Below are 22,753 nucleotides of genomic sequence, written 5' to 3'. Positions count from 1 at the left end.
GCGGGTCTCCCGGAGAGGTACGGGGGTGGGTACGGGGACGGGTTCAGGCCTGCTGGTGCAGGGTGCGGGGGTCCACCGCGTGGGCGAACGGCAGGCCGTGCGCGTACCGTTCGAGTTCGTCGACGGCGGCGTCGGCGAGCCGGTGGAGTTCGCCGCCCTGGGAGCCGGCGATGTGCGGGGTGAGCAGGACGTTCGGCAGGTCGTAGAGCGGCGAGTCGGCGGGCAGGACTTCCGGTTCCGTGTGGTCGAGGACGGCGTTCAGACGTCCGGTGGCCGCTTCCTTCACCAGCGCTTCGGTGTCCACCAGGGAGCCGCGGGCGGTGTTGACGAGGGTCGCCCCGTCCCGCATCAGCGCGAGGCGCGGGGCGTCGAACAGGTGGTAGGTGCCGGGGAGTTCGGGGGCGTGGATGGTGACGACGTCGCTCTCGGCCGCCAGGGTGTCGAGGTCGGTGCGCTCCACACCGAGGGTCCGGGCGTCCGCCTCGTCGAGGTACGGGTCGTGGACCAGGACGCGCAGGTCGTAGGGGCGCAGCAGTTCGACGACACGGCGGCCGATGCGGGAGGCGCCCACGATGCCGACGGTGCGGCGGTAGTTGCCGACGCCGGGGAACCGTTCGAGGAGGTTCACCCGGGAGCGCGCTTCGCGGTAGACGCGGGCGCTCTCCAGGATGTGCTTGTTGGCGAAGAGGATCGCGGCGACCGTGTACTCGGCGACCGGGAAGGCGTTGGCCGTCGCGGCGGTGCTCACCGCGATGCCCCGGTCCCAGACGTCCTGGGTGATGTGGTGCTTGACGGAACCTGCGGCGTGGACGACGGCGCGCAGCCGGGGCATGGCGCTCAGGGCCGCCGGGTCCAGCGGGGGGCAGCCCCAACCGGTGAACAGGACCTCGGCCTCGTGGAGTCCGGTGCGCTGGGCGGGGTCGTCGGCGCCGAAGTCGGTGACGAGGAGGCGGGGGTCGAGGTCGGCGACGCGGGCGAGCCGGTCCAGGGCTTCGGGGGCGAGGATCGCGGCCCGGGTCTCGCCGCTCATCGCCAGGACGGTGCGGGGGCGGGTCACCCGGGGCGTGGCGGGGTGGCTCACTTGACGGCTCCTGCGGTGAGGCCCGAGCGCCAGAAGCGCTGGAGGCAGAGGAAGGCGACGATCAGGGGGACGACGGCGACGAGGGAGCCGATGATGACCAGCGGGTAGAGCTCCGGCTGCTGGTAGACGTTCTGGTTCCACATGAACAGGCCCAGGTTGACCGGGTAGAGCCGGTCGTCGTTGAGCATCATGAGCGCGCCGTAGAAGTTGTTCCAGCTCGCGGTGAAGGAGAACAGGAAGATGGTCACGAAGCCGGGCGCGAGCATCGGCAGGGCGACCTTGACGAAGGTCCGCACCTCGCCGGCTCCGTCGACGCGGGCGGCTTCGAGGACCTCGCCCGGCACGTACCCCTCGGAGAAGACGCGGGCCAGGTAGACGCCGAAGGGGTTGACGAGGCTGGGGATCAGGACGGCCCAGTAGGTGTTGACGAGGCCCAGTTCGGAGGCCATCAGGTACAGCGGGAGCTGGACGACGGTCGAGGGGATGAGGACGCCGACGAGGACGACCCCGAACCACTTCTCCCGGCCGCGGAAGGCGTACTTGTCGAAGGCGTAGCCGCAGGCGACGGAGATGAGGGTGGAGAGCAGGGAGGCGACGACGGTGTAGAGGAGGCTGTTGAGCATCCAGCGGACGAAGACGCCGTCGTTGTATTCCAGCAGGGCGTTCAGGTTCGACAGGAACGCGAAGTCGCCGAGGCTGAACGGATTGGTGGCGAACAGGTCCCGGTAGCTCTTGGTGGAGGCGATGAGGAGCCAGGTCAGCGGCATCAGCGTGTAGACGGCGACGACGGCGAGCACGGCGTTCACCGCCACCCGGGAGGTGAGGCCTCCGGTGCGGTTCCGGCGTGCGGGCGGGCGTGGTGCGGTGCGGCGTCCGGTCCTGTCGCGCCGGGTGACGGCGGCCGGTGCCTCGCGGTGGGCTGTCTGGGTGCTCATGAGGCCTTCCACCGGTTGCCGAGCTTGGTGACGACGAAGGACAGCAGGCCGGCGACGAGGGCGAGCAGGAGGGAGCTCGCGGCGGCCAGGCCGTAGTCGTGGCCCTTGAAGGCCACGGTGTAGATGAACATGGTCGGCGACCAGTCCTCGCCCATGGTGTTGGCGCGGAGTTGGACGAGTTTGGGGGCGTCGAAGAGCTGGATGGCGCCGACGCAGGTGAACAGCAGGGTCAGCACGACGGTCGGCCGGATCATGGGGATCTTGACCTGGAGGGCGGTGCGCAGGGCGCCGGCTCCGTCGACGGTCGCGGCTTCCAGGACCTCGCGGGGAACGGCCTGGAGACCCGCGTAGAAGATGATCATGTTGTACCCGGTCCACTGCCAGGCGGAGATGTTGACGACGGAGAAGATCGCCTCGTCCTCGCCGAAGAAGTTCCAGCTCGCGCCGAACGCGTCGAGGGCGTCGGTGACGGGGCTGAGGCCGGGTGTGTAGAGGTAGAGCCAGATCAGTGAGGCGATCAGGCCGGGCACCGCGTGCGGCAGGAAGTAGGCGATCTGGAAGAAGCGCCTGGCCCGGGCCATGGCCGAGTCGACGAGCAGGGCCAGGATGAGCGCACCGCCGACCATCGCGGGGATGTAGAGGGCGCAGTAGAGGGCGATGTTCCCGAAGGAGCGGAGGAACGCTTCGTTGCCGAGGGCTTCGGTGAAGTTGCCGAACCCGGCGAAGACGCGCTCGGTTCCGCCGAATCCCAGGCCGGAGGACTCCTCCCGGTAGAGGCTCATCCAGGCCGCGTAGATCATCGGCAGGACGGTGACGGCGGCGAAGAGGGCGAAGAACGGGACGGTGAACAGGGCGACGGCCCGGCGCTGTCCGCGGCGTGTGCCGGGGCCGCCCGGGGCACCGGGCCTTCCTGGTCCGGCCGGTCCGGCGGATCCGGCGGGCGGCGGCACGGCCGGGGGTGCCGGGGTCTTGGCCGGCCGGGCGAGTGGGGCTGCCACCTGGTGCTCCTTCGGCGGGTGGGGACGGTCGGGGTGGGGCTGCCCGGCACGGCGAGAGTGCCGGGCAGCCGAGGAATCAGGGCCTTTCGCCAGGCCCTACTTGTCGAGCTTCAGACCGCGGTCGGTCACCGCGGTCTCGCCCTTCGCCTGACCGGAGCTCAGCATCTTCGTGTGGTCTCCGCCCGCGGCCATCTGCACCGAGGTGACCTGCTGCTGGACCGGGCCCCAGGTCCAGCCGGGCACGATGGTGTCGGCTGCCTGACCGGCCACGGCGTAGACGTCCTGGTCCCCGAAGTAGGAGTTGTCGAACTCCTTCGCCGCCGCGGCGCGCATGCCCTCGTTGGCGGGCAGGGCGCTGCTGGGGGCCTTGAGGGAGCTGAGGCGGGCGGTCATGGCCGCCGGGTCGGTCGTGACCCACTTGATGAACTCGGCGGCGGCCTCGGTGTGTTCGCTGCCCTTGGGCACGATGTAGGAGGTTCCGCCGTACATGCCGGTGCTCGCCTTGCCGTCCCAGGTGGGCAGGGGCGCTATGCCCCACTTGCCCTTCGCGTCGGGGTAGCTGACGGGGAAGTTCCCGGCGCTCCAGGCGGCGCCGATGATGGTGGCGACCTTGCCGGTGGCGCGCTCCTTGTTCTCGCCCTCGCCCCAGAGCGGGGTCTTGGAGGCGAGTCCTTCGGCGAGGAGGTCGTCCCAGTAGGCGGCGACCTTGCGGGAGGCCGGGTCGTCGATGTTCACCTTCCAGGCGTCGCCGTTGGTGCCGTACCACCGGGCGCCGGCCTGCCAGGCGAGGCCGGAGAGCAGGGCGGGGTCGCCGCCGCCGAAGTTGGTGATGGTGACGTCGGGGTCGCCGGTGTGGATCTTCTCGGCGGCCGTACGGTATTCGGCCCAGGTCGTCGGCACATCGACGCCGTGCTTCTTGAAGAGGTCCTTGCGGTAGAAGAGCTGGATCGGTGTGACGTCGAAGGGGACCGCCCAGGTGGACCCGCCGAGGTTGACCAGGGACTGGACGGCCTCGGGGAACTCCTTCTTCACCAGGTCGCCGGAGCTGGGGGTGAGGTCCTCCAGGTTGCCCTCGCTCGCGTACTCGGGCAGGGCGGAGTAGTCCATCGTGGCCACGTCGGGGGCGTTGCCGCCCTTGACCGCGTTGGACAGTTTGGTGACGCCCTCGGGGCCCGCGGGGACCATGGAGAACTTCACCTTGATGTCGGTGTGCGTCTTGTTGAAGGCGTCGGCGGTCTCCTTGGCGCCCGCGGTGGCCGACCAGAAGGTGAGGGTGACGGGCTTGCCGTCGCCGGGGCCCGAGGCGTCCGAGCCCGAGCCGCCGCAGGCGGTGGCGAGCAGGGCGAGTGAGGCGGCGGACGCCGCGAGGGCGAGGCGGGACGTGCGGGCGATACAGGGCATGGGCCGGCTCCTACGGGACCTCGAACTGCGGGAGATGAGGTGAACGGCACACATCATTTTGCGCAGAACCGATCGTCGTCAAGAGCAAATGACCAATTCAATCGAATCGATCACCAACGGGTCGGGGTCGCGCCGGTGACGACCGTCGAGCCTCGGAAACGCGAAGAGCCGTGCCCGCAGGGCCTGTTGGCCCGGGCACGGCTCGTCGTGCGGTGCTTCTTGCGTCGCCGCCGGCGTCAGGGCGCGGCGGCGGCCGCCCCGCAGGAGACCCGGACCCGGAGGGTGGGGAGGATGTCCAGATGCCGACGGGCACCGGCACCCGGGCCCGTCGTGTCCGTCGCGCCGGGGTCGGCGACGCCCAGGCGGGCCAGCAGGAGCCGGGCTGCCGCGGCGCCCACGGCCTGCTTGTCGGGGGCCACCGCGGTCAGCGGCAGGTCGGCGAGCGAGGCGACCTCGTCGTCGTACGCGATCACCGCGAGATCCTCGGGCACCCGCACCCCCCTGGCCTGGAGCCGGGGGATGAGGACGATCGCGTCGGCGTCGCTGTGCACGATCGCGGCGGTCACGTGACCGCTCGCCACGCCCTGGCACAGGTACTCCAGGGTTCGCTCGAAACGATCGGCCTCCGACCGCGACGGAGCCTCGTCCAGCGGTGAGGGCGACACCGGGGTCAGCCCCAGCGCCTCCACGGCGGCCCGGTAGCCGACCCGGAGCCGGGGGGCGGTCGGGCTGTCCTGCACGGCGAGCGCGATCGCCCGGTGCCCGAGCCCGGCCAGGTGCGCCACCGCTTCGGCGGCCCCGTGCGCATGGTCCGAACGCACCCGGTCCAGGCGCGCCGCCGGATGACCGAGGGGCGCCGAGCGTTCCACCAGGACGACCGGGGTGTCCTGCTCCACCGTCCACAGCCCTTCGCCCTGCTCCGGGCAGCCGCGCTCCCAGCTCGGCGTGAGCAGCAGCCCGTCGGCGCCGGTGGACAGCAGCCGCCTGGCCTGGGCGGCGTCCTCGTCGGGAAGATAGCGGGAGAGCCCGATCGTCAGCCGGGCGCCCGCGGCCTCGACGGTCTGCCGGGCGCCGCGCACCACGTCCGCGTAGTAGTACTCGGTGGTCGGCACCACCATGCCCACCACCAGCCCCTCGGCGGAGGGTGCGGGGGCCGGGGCGGGCCGGGACTGCCCGGAGGGCCACACCACCGCGCCGTGCAGCCGCTCCACCAGACCCTGGGCCGCCAGCGCCTCGACGTCCCGGCGCAGGGTGACGGCGGACATGCCGAGCTCCTCGGCGAGTTCGGCGACGCGCAGGCTGCCGCGCTCGCGGACGAGTTCGAGCACCCGCTCATGGCGCTGGTCGACGTGCAGTCGCATGGATCCCCCTGGGCTCGGAGACGGCTGAGCTCTCAACCATATCGATCACATCCGCTCGAAACGATCCGAGCGGAGTTTTACCCCCGTGCGACGGCCGCACGCCGGTTCGCCCTCGGGAGTGACATACACGCCCAGAGAACCGATCGATACGATCAATTCGGCCAAAGTCATTGAGCGAGTCGTCAGGAGGCTGCTAGAAAGTGCCCGCCCGCTCAGAACAGTCGGATCCCGGGGTCGGTTCAGTGTCCGCCCATGCACCGCGCGCCGGGTTCCCGCCGGAGACACGTCACCGACCCGGAGCTCTCCCATGACTTCTGCCTGGTCCCGCCGTACCTTCCTGGCCACCTCGGCGGCACTCACCGCCGCGGGCGGCGGAGCGCTGATGCTCGCCGCGCCCGGCGCCGCATCCGCCGCGCCCGAGGACGATCCGTACAGCGCGCTCCGCACCACATGGAGCGCGCTGATCCTCGGCGAGGGGTTCAGCCCGACCGCCGAGCCCTTCAAGAGCCGGCTGGCCGATCTCGGCGCGAAGGCGTCGCAGTGGCTGGAGACGATGGCCCCGGTGGACGGCTCGCTCTGGCCCGACGCCGTCTTCGCGGATCCGGACCCGGACACGGACGCCGAGTCGTACGTCTTCTCGGGGCGGATGGCCGACAGCTTCATCCGCCTGAACACCATGGCCCAGGCATACCGCCAGCAGGGCACCGGGCTGACCGGGAGCACCGCTCTGCGCGACGCCGTGCTCACCGGCCTGGAACACCTCAGCACCCAGGTCTACAACGACGGGCAGACCCGGTACGGCAACTGGTACAGCTGGCAGATCGGTGCGCCGCAGGCCCTGCTGGACGTGTGCGTCCTGATGTACGACGCGATCGCCCCGGAGCGGCTCGCCCGCTACTGCGCCGCCGTCGACCATTTCGTACCGGACTCCGCCGTCGCCTCGTACACCGGGACCAGCACGGGGGCGAACCGGGTCGACCTTTGCCGGGTGCTGGCCCTGCGCGGGGTCGTCGGTGGGACCGCCGCGAAGATCGCGCTGGCCAGGGATGCCCTCTCCCCCGTCTTCCCGCTGGTGACGAAGGGCGACGGGCTGTACGCCGACGGCTCGTTCATCCAGCACACCACCGTGCCCTACACCGGCAGCTACGGATCGGTGATGCTCGGCGGGCTCGGGCTGCTGTTCGCGCTGCTGAAGGGGACCACGTGGGAGGTGACCGACCCGAAGCGGCAGGTGGTGTTCGACGCGGTGGAGAACGCGTGGGCCCCGTTCCTCTACAACGGCCTGGTCATGGACTCCGTCGCGGGGCGCGCGATCAGCCGGGGCGAGGTCGACGACCACCGGCGCGGGCACCCCATCATGGCCTCGATCGTGCTGCTGGGGCGGGGTGCGTCGGCCGCCGAGAACGCCCGGTGGCGGGCGCTCGTCAAGGGCTGGGCGCAGCGCGACTACTACAGCCCGCCGCTGAACAACCCTTCGCTCGGGCTCACCGCCCTGGCCCGGATCAAGAGCGTCCTGGACGACACCTCCCTCACCCCGGTCGCCGAGCCGGCGGGCCACCGGCTCTTCCCCGACATGGCCCGGGCCACTCACCGCCGTCCCGGCTGGACGGCGTCGCTCAGCATGGCCGACCGGCGGATCACCTTCTACGAGACCGGCAACGGCGAGAACCTGCGCGGCTGGCACACCGGGAACGGGATGCTCTACTGGTGGGGCGACACCTTCGCCAACGGCCAGTACAGCGACGCGTTCTGGCCCACCGTCGACCCGTACCGGCTGCCCGGCACGACGGTCTCGCGCAAGGTCCTCGCCGACGGGGCTGGCGGTGACTGGGGCGTCGCGCTCCCGGATGTGAACTGGGTCGGCGGGGTCACCGACGCCAGGCGCGCCGCCGTGGGCCAGTACCTCAAGGGGCTGACCAGCACGCTCATGGCGAAGAAGTCGTGGTTCTTCCTGGACGACACGGTGGTGTGTCTGGGCGCGGGCATCCACGGCCGCGACGGCGCGGCCGTGGAGACCACGGTCGACAACCGGAACCTGGGGCCGACGGGCAACGCCCCGTTCACCGTCGACGGTTCGGCGAAACCGGTCACCGCCCCCTGGTCGGCGACGCTGTCCGGCGCGTCCTGGGCGCACCTGGCCGGGCACGGCGGTTACGTCTTCCCGGGCGGGGCGGGCGTGAAGGCGCTGCGGGAGAACCGGACAGGCCGCTGGCGCGACATCAACCGGGCGGGCTCCACGGATCCGGTCTCCCGGAAGTACCTCACCCTCTGGTTCGACCACGGCACGGACCCGTCGGACGCCACGTACGCGTACCAGCTCCTGCCCGGCGCGTCCGAACAGCGGACGGCGGCGCGGGCGGCGGACAGCGGCTGGCTGCGCGTGCTCGCCAACACGGACGACCAGCAGGGGGTGGCGGTCCCCTCACTCGGGCTGACGGCGGTCAACTTCTGGTTCGGCGGGAGCGTCGGGCCGCTGGTGGCGGACGCCCCGTGCTCGGTGATGGTGACCGAGCACGCCGACGGGACGGCGACGGTGTGCGTGAGCGACCCCATGCGGGCGCGCACCAGCCTGACCCTCACGTGGAAGCGGGCCGTCGCCTCGGTCCTGTCGAAGCCGGCGACGGTGACGTCGGCGACCACGGGCGGGTCGCTGCGCCTCGTCTTCGGTGACCTTTCCGGTACGAGCGGGGCGACGCAGACGGTCAAGGTGCGGCTGGCCTGAGCGAGCCGTCACGCGGGGGCGTTCAGGCGCTCCTCGATCCAGCGGACGCCGAAGTCGACGGCGGGACCGGCATCGAACAGGCGGCTGTCGGCCGCCCCGACGGTGCCGGTCCGGCCGATGCCCGCGTCGAGCATGGCCCGGACGATGACCGCGAACGGGTCCTGTCCCTCGGGCACGACCGGGGAGTAGTCGAACGCGCCGTCCGTAGAGTCGATGTCGTGGAAGGTACGCCATTCCCGGACGCCGTCCACGCGGACGGGCTGCTCGTACGTCACGAACCGCTTGCCGGGCGCCTGGGCCAGCGACTCCGCGAGGTGCAGCAGCGTCATCGTCTCGCCGGGCGCCCCGAGCAGCAGCACCCGGCCGCCGAGGGCGACGAGGCGGGCCAGCGGGCTGCCGGGGCCGTGCGGGTCGTCCCAGGGGTGGTCGGCCATCAGCGCGGCGGCGGACGGGCCGAGCGCCGCGAGGCTCGCGTCAGGGTGGCGGCTGCGCACCGCCCCCGGTCTCCGGCGCAGAGCCTCGGGGAGGCGGCCGTTGCTGTGATCGGCCTCGCTCAGGTCCGGGTCGTACGCGGGGTGGTGGGCCCGCACGGCGTCCTGCCAGGAGCCCGGCCAGGTGGTGAAGTCGTACGGCGGGGCGTCGTTCCAGCCACAGGTGACCATCAGCGTGCCGGTCGGACCGACGACGTCGAGGAGGGCGTCGATGACGGTCTCGGGGCCGCCGGAGACGTAGCCGATCGCGGACAGGCGCGTATGGAACATCACGGTGTCGCCCGGTCCGAGGCCGAGCGCGGCCAGGTCGTCCGCGATCCGGTCTCGGGTCACCGGTCCCCCGGAGCGCCGCAGCAGGTCTCGTACGTCCATGCCGCACAGCCTAGAGGCGGCTGCGCGGAAACCCGGCTGCCCGGGGAACGCCGCGGCGGACATACTGTCGGCCGGCACCACGGAACCGAGGACGATGATCATGAAGACTGACGACCGGGTCGGGCCCCCGCTCCTGGGCAGTGAGCGCGAGACGCTGCGGGCCTTTCTCGACTATCACCGGGAGACCCTGGCCATGAAGTGCGCGGGGCTGAGCGACGAGGAGTTGCGCGAGCGGTCGATGGAACCGTCCACGCTGTCGCTGCTGGCCCTGATGCGGCACATGGCGGAGGTGGAACGCGCCTGGTTCCGGAGGGTGTTCGAGGACGAGGCGGCTCCGATGGTGTGGTCGGAGAAGCCGTTCGACTTCCAGGCGGCGTACGACGCGAGCGCTTCAACCGGGGCCGAGGCGTTCGCCGCCTGGGAGGCGGAGGTGGAGACCTCGCGCCGGATCGAGCGGGAGGCGGGCTCGCTGGACCTGGTGGGACGTCAGCCGCGCTGGGAGAAGGACGTCTCGCTGCGGATGGTCATGGTGCACGTCCTGCTGGAGTACGGCCGCCACAACGGTCACGCGGACCTGCTGCGGGAAGGGGTGGACGGCACGGTGGGGGCGTGAGGACGCGGGGTGGGCACCTGATCGGTCCGGGGGCCCGGTCGGGCGGGGAGCCTGGCCGGTCGGGCGGGAGTCAGGCCCCGTACGCCCGTCGACCGTCGCAGCCCCCCTCATAGACTCGGCTCCATGACTCAGCAGCCGACGCCTTCCGCCCTGGTCTCCACGTTCGCGCCCGGCGGCACCCTGCGGGCCTCGATCAACCTCGGCAACCCGATCCTGGCCCACCGGGATCCGGCGAGCGGGGAGCCGGCCGGGGTCTCCGTCGACCTGGCCCGGGAGTTCGGGCGGCGGCTCGGGGTGCCCGTGGAGCTGATGGCCTTCGAGCGGGCCGCGCTGTCGGTCGACGCGGTGCGGGCCGAGCGGGCGGACATCGGGTTCTTCGCGGTCGACCCGGCGCGGGGCGAGGGGCTGCGGTTCACCGCCCCCTATGTGCTCATCGAGGGCAGCTACCTGGTGCCGGAGCGTGCCCCCGTCACCGAGAACGACCAGGTGGACCGCGAGGGCACCCGCATCTCGGTCGGGGCCGGGTCCGCGTACGACCTCTTCCTCACCCGCGAGATCCGCCACGCCGAGGTCGTCCGGCTGGAGGGCGCCCCGCGCGCCCTCGCTGCCCTGCGGGCGGGGGACGTCGAGGTGGCCGCCGGGATCCGGCAGTTGCTGGAGGCCGAGGCCGCGCAGGAGGAGGGCGTACGGGTGCTGCCGGGGCGATTCATGGTGATCCAGCAGGCCATGGGGGTACCGGCCGGGCGAGGGGCGGCGGCACAGGAGCTGCTGGCGTCGTTCGTGGAGGAGATGAAGGCGGGCGGTTTCGTAGCGGACGCCCTCAAGCGTCATGGCGTCGAGGGCGCGTCGGTGGCCCCCGCCCAGGCGATCTCGGTAGAAGCCAGGTAGGTGAGTCCTCGCTGCTCCCGGAGCCGGCCGGGGTCAGCGGCGGAGGGTCAGCACACGGGTGGTGCTGCCGTCGTCCTCCTCGATGTCCCGCACGTACGCGAAGCCCATCCTGTCCAGCAGGGTCAACGAGGCCTCGTTCGCGGCGGCGACGGTGGCGTGGACCTCGGCCAGTCCGAGGGTGCCGAAGCCGTGGGCGACGACGGCCCGGGCCAGTTCGGTGCCCAGGCCGGAGCCCCACGCCGTGGGTGCGAGGGCGTAGATGATCTCGTGGCCTTCCACGGTGTCGGTCCGCTTGATCTCGGCGTGCCCGATCAGCCGGCCGTCGCGGCGGACGGCCCAGACGGCGAAGAGATCCTGGGCGTAGACCTTGGTGAAGACCCGCCCGAACAGCGCCCGGTCCTCCGCCTCGGAGGAAGGGCCGTCACCCATCCATCGGGACACCCGGGTGTCCTGGAACAGGGCGACGAAGTCCTCTTCGTCCTCGGGGACGTACGGCTCCAGCAGGAGCCTCTCGGTGCGCAGAGTGGGGGTCACGCCGCGTGACGCTACCCGGGCGGCACGCGCCCGGGCAATCGGCTTTTCCCGTACGAGAGGTCCTAGCGACCGGGGTCGGGCGTGGGCTCCTCGCGGAGCAGCCGCAGGGCCTTGGCCCGCAGCCGTCGGCGGTGCTCGGGGTCGGTGGCCCGGTCGGCGGCGCGACCCAGTTCCTCGGCGCGTTCACGGGTGCGGCGGGCTCGCTCCACCGGGCTGTCGTACAGGTTCATGGGGTGTCCTCCGTCGTGGGTCCTCCGTCGGCGACCGTGTTGCGTGCGCGACCGGAGCCCCAGCGTCACCGGAGTCGGTGCGCTCCGCATCTCGTGAGGCTACGTTCGGTGACGATGCCGGGGGATCCCGGTCCGACGGCAGGCATCGGCCCCACCGCCGGTCGGATCGGCGGTGGGGCCGGGAGGGGACGGTTCAGCGCCGGCGCGAGCCGCCGATCCGGGTGCCCGCACCCACGCCCGCGACATGGAGGGCGAGGAGCATGAGGCCGAGCAGCATCACGTTGGTCGACGCGAACACGTCGTTGGTGGAGATGTCGGCCGCGTTGATCAGGAACGCGATGAAGAACAGGACTGCGGCAGCTATACCGAGCATGGGGAGCTCCTTCCGAGCGGTGACCTCCGTGTGCCCGGGATCGCGCGACGTACGCCAGGGTGCGCCTGCCCCAACTCGCGGGGGCAGGAAGTCAGTCGGCCGTGTGGTCCGGATGTCCTTCGGTCCGCCGGGCCGCCTTCATCTCGGCTTCGTAGAGGTGGTCGCGGCCCTCGGCGAGTTCCTGTCTGATCTCCCGTTCGATCGTGCGGAACACGTCGTAGTAGGTGGAGTTGTACTCCTCGACGATCTGGAACGTCCAGCGCCCGGGGATGACGTTGCGGCCGAGGATCTCCCGTTCGACCTGATCGGCCCGGAGCCCGTGGCCCGCCGCGCGGAGCTGTCGTACGGCATCGTCGAGGGCCAGGTCGGCGCTCCCGGTGAGCTGGTGGAAGTCGTACAGCGCGCCCCGGGCACGCTCCGCTGTCTCCAGCGCCTTCGACAGGGCACCGAGCGCCTCGACCGTCGTGTCGGTGACACCTTCGGGGCGCCGGTGCCGCGGATCGGGCGGAGGGGTTCCAGGGCTCATGGGACTCCTTGTCCACGGGGCGGCCGTTCGCTCCCCCCTTCCTACCCGCAATCCCGCGCTCCCGCCGGGCCAGATCGGCGAGGTGGCCGAGCGTCCGGCCCGGCGCGGGCGGGCCGGAGGGGCGGGCAGGCCGGAAGGGCGGGCTGCCCCTTCCGGCCCGGGGCTCCCCCGGGTCAGCCCTCGTCCTCGCTCTCCTCGTCCTCCTCGCCCTCGAAGGCGTCACCGATCTCGTCGACGACCTCGGCCGCGACCATGCCGCCGACGACCCCCACGGCCACGCCCGCCGCGACCCCGGCCACCACCGCGCCCGCGCCGGGGCCCGAGCGGTGCCCGCCGCCGTGCTCGTCTCCGTACGAGGGAGACACGGCATGGCCCTCGTGGCCGGCGACGACCTCCTTCAGCCAGGCGTCGACCTGGGCGTTCCAGTCGGTCTGCGGGGCCGCGTGGTGGGATGTGGTGAAGCGGTGGACCGTGTCGTGGCCCTCGGAGAAGAGCCCGGCGCGCTTGTCCGCCTCGATGACTACCTCCAGGCCGCCCGGTGCGGCGATGAAGGTCACCTCGATCTCGTTCACGGTGTGCGCGTGACCGGCGGGCGGGAGGATCTCGATCTCCTGGTAGCAGGGCAGCTGCTGACCGGTGCCACGAATATGGCCGAGCTCCAGGTCCGCGGACCTGAACGCGTAACCGAGCTGACCGAAGGCCTCCAGGATCGCTTCCTGCGCGGGCAGCGGTCCCACCGCGAGCGCGTCGAGGTCGCCCTTGTCGCGTGCCCCGGCGATCTCCAGCTCCGTCCGGATGCCGAGCACGGGGCCGAGGTGCTGGCCGTGGAGTTCGGTGATCGGCGTCTCCCACGGCAGGGTGACGGTGAAGGGCACCGTGTGGTCGGCCTCCTCCGCCAGCCGGAATCCACCGCCGACGGTGAACCGTTCGAGGACGACCGTGCCCTCGTCCTCTTCCTCCTGGCCCTCCCTCTCGACCCGGGCGACGAGGAGAAGGGAGATCCGGTCGACCGTCACGTCCGACCCGCCGCCCCGCAGGCGGACCTCCCCGGAGAGGGGACCACCGGGCAGGGCCGGGCCGGGCTGCAGAACGGTGTCGACCGAGGGGCCACCGACCCCGAGGGCTCCGAGCAACTTCTTGAACACCATGTGCGGCGTCCGCTCCTTCTGTGGATGGGCGATCGAGGGGCGTGAGCCGCCTCGCCGGGCAGAAGCTCCCGGGAGGTGAAGGATTTCCCAAGCCCGCGACCGCTACGCACGGTTCCGGCCACCAAGATCGCGGTCGGCCGCCCCGCGACCGCGCCGTCACCCGGCGCGAGACACATCCCCGGGACGGCACTCCGTGTGACGCCCGCCACTCCCCATTGCTTTGCGCTCCCTTTACTATCTATCAGGCGGGTTTCACACCCGTCCCCCACCCGTCGATCCCGACGACCCGAACAGAGAAGGAGCTGCGGCACCGCAATGGGTGAGCCTCCCAGTACGAACCGTGTCATCCCTGACCCCACGCACCAGGGGACGGAGGTGACACGGTGAGCGAAGTGGTCCTTCTTCTCCTCGCCCTCGCGCTGACACTGGCCTGTGCGGTGTTCGTCGCGGCGGAGTTCTCGCTCACGACCATCGAGCGGAGCGAGCTCGAACGCGCCGCGAAGGCCGGTGAGCGCGGCGCCGAGAGCGCACTCAAGGCAGCCAAGCGGCTGACTCTCCAGCTCTCCGGCGCCCAGCTCGGCATCACCGTGACCTCCCTGGTCATCGGCATGCTGGCCGAGCCGTCCCTCGCGGTGCTGATGCGCGGCCCGCTGGAGGCCGTCGGGCTGCCGTCCGGCGCCGTGTCCACGGTCGCCACGCTCCTCGGTGTGGCCGTGTCCACCGTGGTCCTCATGGTCGTCGGCGAGCTGGTCCCGAAGAACTGGGCGATCTCCAGCCCGCTCACGGTCGCCAAGGTCGTCTCGACCCCGCAGCGGGCGTTCACTGCGGCTTTCGGCCCGCTGATCCGGCACCTCAACAACACCGCGAACCGCTTCGTGCGGCGCCTGGGCCTGGAGCCGGCCGAGGAGCTGGCCTCGGCCCGTACGCCGCAGGAGCTGATCGCGCTCGCCCAGCACTCCGCCCGCGAGGGCGCCATCGAGCAGGACTCGGCCGAGCTGTTCGTCCGTACCCTGCACCTGGCGGAGCTTTCGGCCGAGAACGTCATGACGCCGCGCGTCGACGTCCGGGCGCTGGAAGCCCATGCCACGGCGGCCGACGCCGCCAACCTCACGCTGGCCACCGGCCTGTCCCGCTTCCCGGTCTACCGGGACAGCCTGGACGAGGTCATCGGCACGGTCCACATCCGCGACGTCCTCGCCCTGGAGGAGTCGGAGCGGCCCCGGACCACGGTCACGGCGCTCGCCACCGAGCCGCTCCTCGTCCCCGACTCGCTGCCCGTCGACCGGCTGCTGGCGCAGTTGCGCAAGCACCGGACGATGGCCGTGGTGATCGACGAGTACGGCGGTACGGCGGGCGTCGCGACGGTCGAGGACATCGTGGAGGAGGTCGTGGGCGAGGTCCGCGACGAGCACGACCCACATGAGCGCCCCGATCTCGCACCGGCCGAGCCGCTCGGCGACGGCCGTCAGGTCTGGGCGGCCGAGGGCAGCATCCGGCTGGACCAGCTCGACCGGATCGGCTTCACCGCGCCGGAAGGCCCGTACGAGACGCTCGCCGGCCTGCTCGCCAACCAGCTGGCCCGCATCCCCGTCCGTGCGGACCGGGTGGAGGTCGAAGGCTGGCAGTTCGACGTGCTCGACATCGAGCACCACCGGGCCGACCGGGTCCGGATCACCGCGCCCGCTCCGGCGCTGGCCCTCGTGGAGGAGGACGCCCGATGACCACGATTCAGCTCGCCATCGGCGCGCTCACCCTCCTCACCAACGCGTTCTTCGTGGGCGCGGAGTTCGCGCTCATCTCGGTCCGCCGCAGCCAGATCGAGCCGCAGGCCGTCCGGGGCAGCCGCCGGGCCAGGAGCACCCTGTGGGGTCTCGAACACCTGTCGGCCGCCATGGCCACCGCGCAGCTCGGCATCACCATCTCCTCGCTGGTGCTGGGCGCCGTCGCGGAACCGGCCATAGCCCATCTGCTGGAGCCGCCGTTCGACGCGGTCGGCGTGCCCGACGCGCTGGTCCACCCGATCGCGTTCGTGATCGCGCTGACGCTGGCGACGTATCTGCACATGCTCATCGGCGAGATGATCCCGAAGAACATCGCGCTGGCCGCCCCCGTCGCCACCGCCCTGGCGCTGGGGCCGTCCCTGGTGGCCTTGACCCGGGCCCTGCGTCCGGTCATCTTCGGCATCAACGCCTTCGCCAACATGCTGCTGCGCCTGCTCAAGGTGGAGCCCAAGGACGAGGTCGCCTCGGTGTTCACCGACGACGAGCTCGTACGTCTGGTGAAGGACTCCAGCGACGCCGGGCTGCTGGCCCCGGCCGACGGCGAGCGGCTGCGGGACGCCCTGGAGCTCGGGACCCGGCCGGTCGGCGAGGTGATGGTCCCGCTGAACCGGACCGTCACCGTCGACCTGGGCATCACCCCGCAGGGTCTGGAGCGGGCCGCGGTCGCCTCGGGCTTCTCCCGGCTGCCGGTCACCGGCCCCGACGACGGGCTGCTGGGCTACTTCCACATCAAGGACGCCCTCGGTGTCGCCGAGCGCACCAAGGCGCTCCCGAAGAGCGCCCTCCACCCGGTCATCCGGGTCGAGATCGACACCCCGCTCGACGACACCCTCACCGCGATGCGCGCCGCCGGTACGCATCTCGCGGCGGTCACCGGAGGCAAGGGCACGGTCATCGGCTTCGTGACCATGGAGGACGTCCTGGACGAGCTGGTGGGAGCCGCCGCGGTCTGACCGGCCCGGCGGTGAACACCGGCGTACGAAACGGAAGAAGGGGCGGACCGTCGCGCGACGGTCCGCCCCTTCACGCTTCCGTGCACAGGGCTCTACCGGCCTGGCCCGAACGCGTAAGCTCGGCGAATGGCCAAGTACTTCGACGTGCATCCCGCAAATCCCCAGCCCCGCACCATCGGCACGGTGGTCGACAGTATCCGGTCCGGTGCGCTCGTCGCGTATCCCACCGACTCGTGCTACGCCCTGGGCTGCCAGTTGGGCAACCGCGACGCCATCGACCGGATCAAGTCGATCCGGAATCTCGACGACCGGCACCACTTCACGCTGGTGTGCCACGACTTCGCTCAGCTGGCGCAGTTCGTCCGTGTGGACAACGACGTGTTCCGCGCGGTCAAGGCGGCGACACCCGGCAGCTACACCTTCATCCTCCCCGCGACGAAGGAGGTCCCCCGCCAGCTGCTCCACCCGAAGAAGAAGACGGTCGGGGTGCGCATCCCCGACCACGTCGTCACCCAGGCACTGGTCTCGGAGCTCGGCGAGCCGCTGCTCTCCAGCACCCTGCTGCTGCCGGACGAGGAGGAGCCGCTGACGCAGGGCTGGGAGATCAAGGAGCGGCTCGACCACGAGGTGGACGCCGTCATCGACTCGGGCGACTGCGGCACCGAGCCGACCACGGTCATCGACTTCTCCGGCGACGAGCCCGAGATCGTACGCCGCGGAGCCGGGGACACGTCCCGCTTCGAGTGATCCGGGGCGGTGGCGGGGCAGACTGGCGGTCGTGACGGGTGAGCGACTGCGGTTCGACGGCTGGATCGCCGGTGTGGGGACGTCCTCGGGCACCCGGCTGGTGGTCGGGCACTGGCCGCGGTCGCCGTTCGGGGCATTCAGCGACGTCATGGTGGAGCATCCGGACGGTGAACGGGTCCTGCTGGCCCCGTCCCGGCGGATCGCGGACTTCGTCGCTGCCACCTACCGCTTCGACCGGATCGAGGTGGTGCCCGTGTCCGTCACCGCCGGCGCCCCGGCCGGGGACTCCACCTGGCTCGTCGAGGCGGGGCCGCTGCGCCTGCGGCTGCGGACCGGGCGCCGGACGGCCCTCGGTCTGCTGCTGTCCGCCGTGCCGGCCCCGTTCGCCCGCAGCCCGGTCTGGGCCGCGCTGTGCGACGTACCGGCCCGGTTGCTGATGCCCGGCGTACGGACCCTGGGCCGCGCGGGCCCGGGGCGGCGCGAGTGGTACGGGGCGCGGGGACTGCGGCCGGTCGTGGCCGCCGACGCCGCGCTGGACGGGGTGAGCCTGGGCGCGCTCGCCCCGCTCGATCCACCGGTCGCCTTCGGGTTCGGCTCCGCCCCGCGCAGCCCATCCCTGGTCAGCGTCACCACAACGGTGGAACTCGCGCCCCCCGGGCAGTGAGGACCCTGTCGGCCCCCGGGGGCGGTGCGGGGGCCTTTTCCGGGCGGTCTTCGGACCGCGCGCGAAGAGGTCGGGCCGGGGATGCGAGGGTGCGGGGCGCGTCGCAGGGTGGACCCATGGCAAATCCCCCGATCGTCATCCACCGGCCGACCCCCTCGGGCGGCCGCCGGGTGACCGTTCACTACGAAGGCCGGGACGAGATACTCGGGCTGGCCCACAGCGACCACGACGTGATCGTGTTCCTGAGCGAGGCCGGCCTCGAAGAAGCGGACCGGCTCCTCGACAACCCGGTCTGGGTGGAGTGGCGGGGCGGGCGGGCCCACAGCTACGAGGCGGCCTGAGAGCCCGCCGCCACCCGCATCGCACCGCCCCCTCCGTGTCACCCCGCCGCGGCCCGCGCGCGGCTCACTCGCGCAGTCCGTCGAGGATGGCCGAAACCGTCTCGTCGGGCGTCTGGCCGGACGTGTCCAGCCACAACCCGATCCGGGGCGTCCCGCCGCGCAGATGCGCGTCGAACGCCTCCACCGTCCACGCCCCGTACCCGGTCTTGCCCCGCCCCTCCTCCCGCTCGCGCACGGTTTCCGGCGAGGGGGCGAGCACGACGACGTGCAGCGGGCGGGTGCGGACCCTGTCGACGTAACGCGGCAGGTCTTCGCCGAGCACGATGTCCTGGACGACGGCCGTCCATCCGTCGTCCGCGTAGGCGTCGGCCACCTGCGCGGAGATCCGCTGGCGCAGGTCGAGCTGGCGCCGCGCCTCCTCGGCCTCGTCGGGTGTCATCTCCGCGCGGCCGGAGACGATCATGCGGCGGAAGACGTCGCCGCGCACATGGACCGCTCGCGGCAGGCTCTCCGCCAGGAGCTGGGCCACGGTGGACTTGCCCGCGGCCATCACCCCGGTGATCAGGACGACGCAGGGGCCCAGGTCGACGCCCGTCATACCGTGCCCGCCTGGGTGGATTCCGCGCTCCCGAACAGTTCACGGATCTCGTCGGCGTCGGTCTCCCGCAGCTCGTCGTCCAGCAGGATCCACCGGGTGATGCCCACGGATTCCAGGAACGGCAGGTCGTGGCTGGCGATCAGGAGCGCGCCCTCGTAGGACTCCAGGGCGCTCGTCAGCTGGCGCACGCTGGCCAGGTCGAGGTTGTTCGTCGGCTCGTCCAGCAGGAGCAGCTGCGGGGCCGGGGCGGCGAGCATCGTCGCCGCGAGCGCGGCCCGGAAGCGTTCGCCGCCGGAGAGCGTGCCGGCCGGCTGCTCGGCGCGGGCGCCCTTGAAGAGGAACCGGGCGAGCTGGGAGCGGATCTGGTTGTCGGTGGTGCCCGGGGCGGTGCGGGCGACGTTGTCGGCGACGCTCAGCGCGTCGTCGAGGACGTCGAGGCGCTGCGGGAGGAATTTCAGCGGCACCGCCGCCGTGGCCTCTCCGGTGCTCGGCGCCAGCTCCCCGGTGAGCGTGCGCAGGAAGGTGGTCTTGCCGGCCCCGTTGCGGCCGATCAGGGCGATGCGCTCGGGTCCCTGGACATGGAGGCTGCCCTCGCGCAGCCGTCCGTAGGGCAGGCTCAGGTCCCGTACGGTCAGGACGGTGCGGCCCGCGGGCACCGCGGTATGGGGCAGGCTCACCTTGATCTCGGCGTCGCGGCGGATGGCCTCGGCGGCTTCCTCCCTGCGCTCGCGGGCCTCGTCGAGGCGGTCCTCGTGCAGTCCGCGCAGCCGGTCTCCGGACTCCTGGGCCGAACGCTTGCGCTCCCCCGCGACGATGCGCGGGGCCTTCCGCTGACCGTCCAGCTTCTTGTCGTGGCGCTGGCGGCGGGCCACCTTGATCCGGGTCTCCTCCAGCTCGCGCTGCTGACGGCGTACGTCGGCGTCGGCGGCGCGCAGCATCCGCCCGGCGGCCTCCTGCTGGACGGCGAGGGCTTCCTGGTACGCGGACCAGCCGCCGCCGTACCAGCTCACCGAGCCCGAGCGGAGTTCGGCGATGCGGTCGACGCGCTCCAGCAGGTCCCGGTCGTGGCTGACGACGATCAGGATGCCGGTGCGCCAGGAGTCGACCGCGTCGTAGAGCCTGCGGCGCGCGAACAGGTCCAGGTTGTTGGTCGGTTCGTCGAGGAGGAGGACGTCCGGCCGTTCCAGGAGCAGCGCGGCCAGGCGCAGCAGGACGGTCTCCCCACCGGACAACTGCCCGACAGTGCGGTCCAGTTCGACGGCGCCGAGCCCGAGGGAGCCGAGGGTGGCCAGGGCGCGTTCCTCGACGTCCCAGTCGTCGCCGACGGTTTCGAAGTGCTCCTCCCGTACGTCGCCGGACTCGATGGCGCGCAGGGCGGCCCGCCGCTCGGCGATGCCGAGGGCGGCGTCGACGCGGAGGCCGGTGTCCAGGGTGATGTTCTGGGGCAGGTAGGCGAGGTTTCCGCCGACGGTGACGGACCCCGACGCGGGGCGCAGGAGTCCCGCGAACAGGCGCAGGAGGGTCGACTTGCCGGCGCCGTTGGCCCCGGCCAGACCGGTGCGGCCCCGGGGGACGGTGAGGGAGAGCCCGTCGAAGAGGTTCGTGCCGTCGGGCCACTGGAAGGTGAGGCTGGAGGCGGTGAGGGAGGCGCCAGGCGCGGTGGGATGGCTCATGGGAGTTCTCGCAGTCGGAAGCGGAGGAACAAGGGGGCTTCGTATGCGAACAGCACGCGGCGACCCGGCCGGGGGCCGGAGAGTGGTGGGGAGAACAGTCCTGCGAAGGTGAGGGACTGCTCAGCACCGAGGTCGCATCCACGCGGAAGTCACGGGCGGCGGAAAAGCCGACAGCGTCGTGACCGTGTACGGGCCAGGGCCGTACCGCGCGATGATCGCGGACCTCAGATGCGCAACGTCCACCTCTATCGGAGACAACAGGACCCGCCCAGCGTATCGGAGGGTCCTGCGGACCGTCGAGGGGATTTGCTTACGGCGCGTTCTGCGGGGCCGGGGAGGGAGCCGGGAAATCGGCGGCCGCGGGGGTGTCCTGGTGCTCTGCGGCGTCCTCGGGGCTGCGCCGGCGGGGCAGCCGGACGCCGGGCGGGGCGACGGGGGTCCGGCGGATCGCGAGCGTACCGAGGACGACGGCGAGTCCGGCGAGGGCGAACCCGTAGGGCGGGGTGGCCCCCATGGGGTGCGTCTCGTACACGAGGGCCGCCGAGAGCACGATCAGGACGGCGGAGAGGCGGCCGTACGGTGCGGTCGCGGCGACGACGGCCATGCCCCAGAGCAGGTACCAGGGCTGGACCATGGGCGAAAGGGCGACCAGCGCGAGCAGGGAGAGGCCGAGCGCGTGGGCAGGCTTGACGGTGCCGCGCAGCGCCCGGCGACCCAGGACGAGGATCAGGCCGAGCGCGACCACCAGGCCCAGTGTCTGGACGGCGGACTTGACCGGCTCCGCGTCGACGTCCAGCAGCAGGTGGGCCAGCTCTCCCAGGCCGAGGCCGAGGTCGCTGGTGACGGAGAGCGCGGTGTGGATGTTCGCGGCGACGCCCTGGGTGGTGAGCCAGCCGAATCCGGTGCCGCTGATCAGCGTGGCCCCGCCGGCGACCGCGCAGGCGATCAGGCCGGGGGCGAGGAGCCCCTTGGCCCAGCGGCGCCACTCGGGGCCCGTCGCCGCGGCGTGGACGAGGACCCCGATGAACAGCAGCGACACGGCCGCCGGTGACTTCACCATCATGGCGAGTCCGACCAGTGCGCTGCCCGCGATCCACTTTCCGCGCAGGGCGAGGGCGAACCCGGCGAGCATCAGGCCGATCATCAGCCCGTCGTTGTGCACGCCGCCGACCACATGGATCAGCAGCAGCGGGTTGAGGGCCCCGAGCCACAGGGCGCGGCTCTCGCTGCGGCCGTGTTCGCGGGCCAGGCGGCGCAGGGACCAGACGATCAGGGCGAGCGAGGCGAGTGCGACGAGCCGCATCGCCAGGACGGCGGGGACGATCGTGGCGCCGGTGGTCCAGGCGACGGCGGCCGAGATCAGGAGGAAGAGCGGACCGTAGGGGGCGGGGGTGTCGCGCCAGTGGTTGCCGACGCTCGCGGCGGCGTCGCCGCCGATTCCGCCGGGGTCCAGGGCGGAGGGACCGACGGTGTAGACGTCGTGCCCTTCGACGACCATCGAGCCCTGGGCGATGTAGCTGTAGACGTCGGCGCTGTAGAGCGGGGGCGCGAGCAGGAACGGAGCCGTCCACCAGGCGAGGGTGACCAGGGTGTCGCGGACGGTGGAGGCGGTCTTGCCGTACTGCCACCAGGCCACGACGAGAACGGTCAGTCCGACGTAGGCGACGGCGGCGGCCACGGCCTTCGTGGCGGATCCGTGGTCGGTCCACAGGCCCCAGGGGTCGTGGACCGGCAGCTTTCCGGCGAACCAGCCGCCGCCGACGATCGCCAGGGATCCCACCGCACCCAGCCGCCGGTACCCGACCGCGCTCAAAGCCCACATGACCGGCCAACCTATCGGACGGCCCGGACAGGCCGTCAGTCACACCCCCGGCTTGCCGGACGACCGGGGGGCGCCCGTGGCGGTCAGCCGGCGAGTGACTGCGTGAGCGCGGCGAGGCCGTCGGCGTAGATGCCGTGGAAGAGGGCGGCGGCCTCGTCGTCACCGATCCCGTCAGGGGTGAAGGTGCCGGACCACTCGACGCGCGCCCGGTCCGGCGCGGAGCCTTCGTGCACGGTGATGGTGGACAGGTAGCCGGTGACGGGGAACGGGGCCCGGAGGATGGAGTAGCTGTAGCTGCGTGCCGCGTTGTCGAAGGCTTCGAGGCGCTCGACGATGACGCCTCCTTCCTCGTTGACGAGAGTGCGGACGCGGCCGCCCTCGCTCAGTTCACTGGTCGGGATGTACGGGAGCCAGTCGGGCAGGGAGTCGAAGCCGCCGATGAGCTGCCAGACGCGGTCGGCGGGTACGGGGAGTTCGGTGGAGGCGGTGGTGCCGGTCATG

23 protein-coding genes are annotated in these 22,753 nt (G+C 72.0%); 8 read left to right on the top strand and 15 right to left on the bottom strand.

What is annotated here, in order from left to right:
- Positions 1-43: 43 nt before the first annotated feature.
- The 5 genes from IE134_RS16870 to IE134_RS16850 all read right to left on the bottom strand — a co-directional run bounded on the left by IE134_RS16870 (position 44) and on the right by IE134_RS16850 (position 5,776).
- The gene (locus tag IE134_RS16870; RefSeq protein WP_098020177.1) at positions 44-1,081 is read right to left on the bottom strand and encodes a hydroxyacid dehydrogenase; all 1,038 of its coding nucleotides are present in this window, start codon (positions 1,079-1,081) and stop codon (positions 44-46) included.
- On the bottom strand, positions 1,078-2,016 hold the full coding sequence (locus IE134_RS16865) for a carbohydrate ABC transporter permease (RefSeq protein ID WP_030717800.1): 939 nt from the start codon (positions 2,014-2,016) through the stop codon (positions 1,078-1,080). Before IE134_RS16865 ends, IE134_RS16870 begins: the two co-directional genes overlap by 4 nt.
- Positions 2,013-3,014, bottom strand: coding sequence for a carbohydrate ABC transporter permease (locus tag IE134_RS16860; RefSeq protein WP_189430922.1), 1,002 nt, complete (start codon positions 3,012-3,014; stop codon positions 2,013-2,015). The genes IE134_RS16865 and IE134_RS16860 overlap by 4 nt, the downstream gene beginning before the upstream one ends.
- 96 nt (positions 3,015-3,110) lie before the next feature.
- Positions 3,111-4,415 (bottom strand): ABC transporter substrate-binding protein, encoded by a 1,305-nt coding sequence (locus IE134_RS16855; RefSeq protein WP_189430921.1) that lies wholly within the window; start codon positions 4,413-4,415, stop codon positions 3,111-3,113.
- 236 nt (positions 4,416-4,651) lie between these two features.
- The gene (locus tag IE134_RS16850) at positions 4,652-5,776 is read right to left on the bottom strand and encodes a substrate-binding domain-containing protein (RefSeq protein ID WP_189430920.1); all 1,125 of its coding nucleotides are present in this window, start codon (positions 5,774-5,776) and stop codon (positions 4,652-4,654) included.
- A gap of 307 nt (positions 5,777-6,083) precedes the next feature.
- Between IE134_RS16850 and IE134_RS16845 the strand changes: the two genes are divergently transcribed.
- Complete coding sequence (locus IE134_RS16845; RefSeq protein WP_189430919.1) at positions 6,084-8,498, top strand: polysaccharide lyase 8 family protein; 2,415 nt, start codon at positions 6,084-6,086, stop codon at positions 8,496-8,498.
- Positions 8,499-8,506: 8 nt separating this feature from the next.
- On the opposite strand, the gene aac(3) is transcribed toward IE134_RS16845, so the two are convergent.
- Positions 8,507-9,361, bottom strand: a complete 855-nt coding sequence (gene aac(3) / locus IE134_RS16840; RefSeq protein ID WP_189430918.1) for an aminoglycoside 3-N-acetyltransferase — start codon at positions 9,359-9,361, stop codon at positions 8,507-8,509.
- Between the two features lie 100 nt (positions 9,362-9,461).
- Here aac(3) and IE134_RS16835 point away from each other — a divergent pair, with 100 nt between their 5' ends.
- Positions 9,462-9,974 (top strand): DinB family protein, encoded by a 513-nt coding sequence (locus tag IE134_RS16835; RefSeq protein ID WP_098020181.1) that lies wholly within the window; start codon positions 9,462-9,464, stop codon positions 9,972-9,974.
- Between the two features lie 123 nt (positions 9,975-10,097).
- Positions 10,098-10,862, top strand: coding sequence for a transporter substrate-binding domain-containing protein (locus tag IE134_RS16830; RefSeq protein ID WP_030717785.1), 765 nt, complete (start codon positions 10,098-10,100; stop codon positions 10,860-10,862).
- A gap of 33 nt (positions 10,863-10,895) precedes the next feature.
- On the opposite strand, the gene IE134_RS16825 is transcribed toward IE134_RS16830, so the two are convergent.
- From IE134_RS16825 to IE134_RS16805, 5 genes are all read right to left on the bottom strand, one after another.
- Positions 10,896-11,396 carry a GNAT family N-acetyltransferase gene (locus IE134_RS16825; protein ID WP_189430916.1) on the bottom strand — a complete coding sequence of 167 codons (501 nt, stop codon included), beginning with the start codon at positions 11,394-11,396 and terminating at the stop codon, positions 10,896-10,898.
- Between the two features lie 62 nt (positions 11,397-11,458).
- Entirely contained in the window at positions 11,459-11,626 is a 168-nt protein-coding gene (locus IE134_RS16820) for a DUF6381 family protein (protein ID WP_006129450.1), read from the bottom strand.
- A 193-nt stretch (positions 11,627-11,819) separates the two neighbouring features.
- Complete coding sequence (locus tag IE134_RS16815) at positions 11,820-11,999, bottom strand: hypothetical protein (protein ID WP_029182475.1); 180 nt, start codon at positions 11,997-11,999, stop codon at positions 11,820-11,822.
- 91 nt (positions 12,000-12,090) lie between these two features.
- Positions 12,091-12,525 (bottom strand): hypothetical protein, encoded by a 435-nt coding sequence (locus IE134_RS16810; protein WP_098020184.1) that lies wholly within the window; start codon positions 12,523-12,525, stop codon positions 12,091-12,093.
- Positions 12,526-12,698: 173 nt separating this feature from the next.
- Positions 12,699-13,673 carry a sporulation protein gene (locus tag IE134_RS16805; protein ID WP_030717776.1) on the bottom strand — a complete coding sequence of 325 codons (975 nt, stop codon included), beginning with the start codon at positions 13,671-13,673 and terminating at the stop codon, positions 12,699-12,701.
- Positions 13,674-14,056: 383 nt separating this feature from the next.
- Between IE134_RS16805 and IE134_RS16800 the strand changes: the two genes are divergently transcribed.
- The 5 genes from IE134_RS16800 to IE134_RS16780 all read left to right on the top strand — a co-directional run bounded on the left by IE134_RS16800 (position 14,057) and on the right by IE134_RS16780 (position 18,159).
- The gene (locus tag IE134_RS16800; RefSeq protein ID WP_098020186.1) at positions 14,057-15,394 is read left to right on the top strand and encodes a hemolysin family protein; all 1,338 of its coding nucleotides are present in this window, start codon (positions 14,057-14,059) and stop codon (positions 15,392-15,394) included.
- Positions 15,391-16,407, top strand: a complete 1,017-nt coding sequence (locus tag IE134_RS16795) for a hemolysin family protein (protein WP_010062444.1) — start codon at positions 15,391-15,393, stop codon at positions 16,405-16,407. The genes IE134_RS16800 and IE134_RS16795 overlap by 4 nt, the downstream gene beginning before the upstream one ends.
- Positions 16,408-16,533: 126 nt before the next feature.
- Positions 16,534-17,154: an L-threonylcarbamoyladenylate synthase gene (locus IE134_RS16790; RefSeq protein WP_030717770.1), complete on the top strand. Its 621-nt coding sequence runs from the start codon at positions 16,534-16,536 to the stop codon at positions 17,152-17,154.
- 31 nt (positions 17,155-17,185) lie between these two features.
- Positions 17,186-17,818, top strand: coding sequence for a hypothetical protein (locus IE134_RS16785; RefSeq protein WP_030717767.1), 633 nt, complete (start codon positions 17,186-17,188; stop codon positions 17,816-17,818).
- A 116-nt stretch (positions 17,819-17,934) separates the two neighbouring features.
- Positions 17,935-18,159, top strand: coding sequence for a hypothetical protein (locus tag IE134_RS16780; protein WP_010062441.1), 225 nt, complete (start codon positions 17,935-17,937; stop codon positions 18,157-18,159).
- A 64-nt stretch (positions 18,160-18,223) separates the two neighbouring features.
- Here IE134_RS16780 and IE134_RS16775 read toward each other — a convergent pair whose 3' ends face one another.
- From IE134_RS16775 to IE134_RS16760, 4 genes are all read right to left on the bottom strand, one after another.
- The gene (locus IE134_RS16775) at positions 18,224-18,757 is read right to left on the bottom strand and encodes an AAA family ATPase (RefSeq protein WP_189430914.1); all 534 of its coding nucleotides are present in this window, start codon (positions 18,755-18,757) and stop codon (positions 18,224-18,226) included.
- Positions 18,754-20,430 carry an ABC-F family ATP-binding cassette domain-containing protein gene (locus tag IE134_RS16770; RefSeq protein ID WP_189430912.1) on the bottom strand — a complete coding sequence of 559 codons (1,677 nt, stop codon included), beginning with the start codon at positions 20,428-20,430 and terminating at the stop codon, positions 18,754-18,756. Before IE134_RS16770 ends, IE134_RS16775 begins: the two co-directional genes overlap by 4 nt.
- A 310-nt stretch (positions 20,431-20,740) precedes the next feature.
- On the bottom strand, positions 20,741-22,252 hold the full coding sequence (mptB, locus tag IE134_RS16765) for a polyprenol phosphomannose-dependent alpha 1,6 mannosyltransferase MptB (RefSeq protein ID WP_126931817.1): 1,512 nt from the start codon (positions 22,250-22,252) through the stop codon (positions 20,741-20,743).
- Positions 22,253-22,335: 83 nt separating this feature from the next.
- The gene (locus IE134_RS16760) at positions 22,336-22,752 is read right to left on the bottom strand and encodes an SRPBCC family protein (protein WP_030717747.1); all 417 of its coding nucleotides are present in this window, start codon (positions 22,750-22,752) and stop codon (positions 22,336-22,338) included.
- Position 22,753 lies beyond the last annotated feature (1 nt).

Source organism: Streptomyces rubiginosohelvolus (assembly GCF_014649875.1).
GTDB classification, from domain to species: domain Bacteria; phylum Actinomycetota; class Actinomycetes; order Streptomycetales; family Streptomycetaceae; genus Streptomyces; species Streptomyces rubiginosohelvolus.
This window is presented reverse-complemented; position numbering and strand designations above follow the sequence as displayed.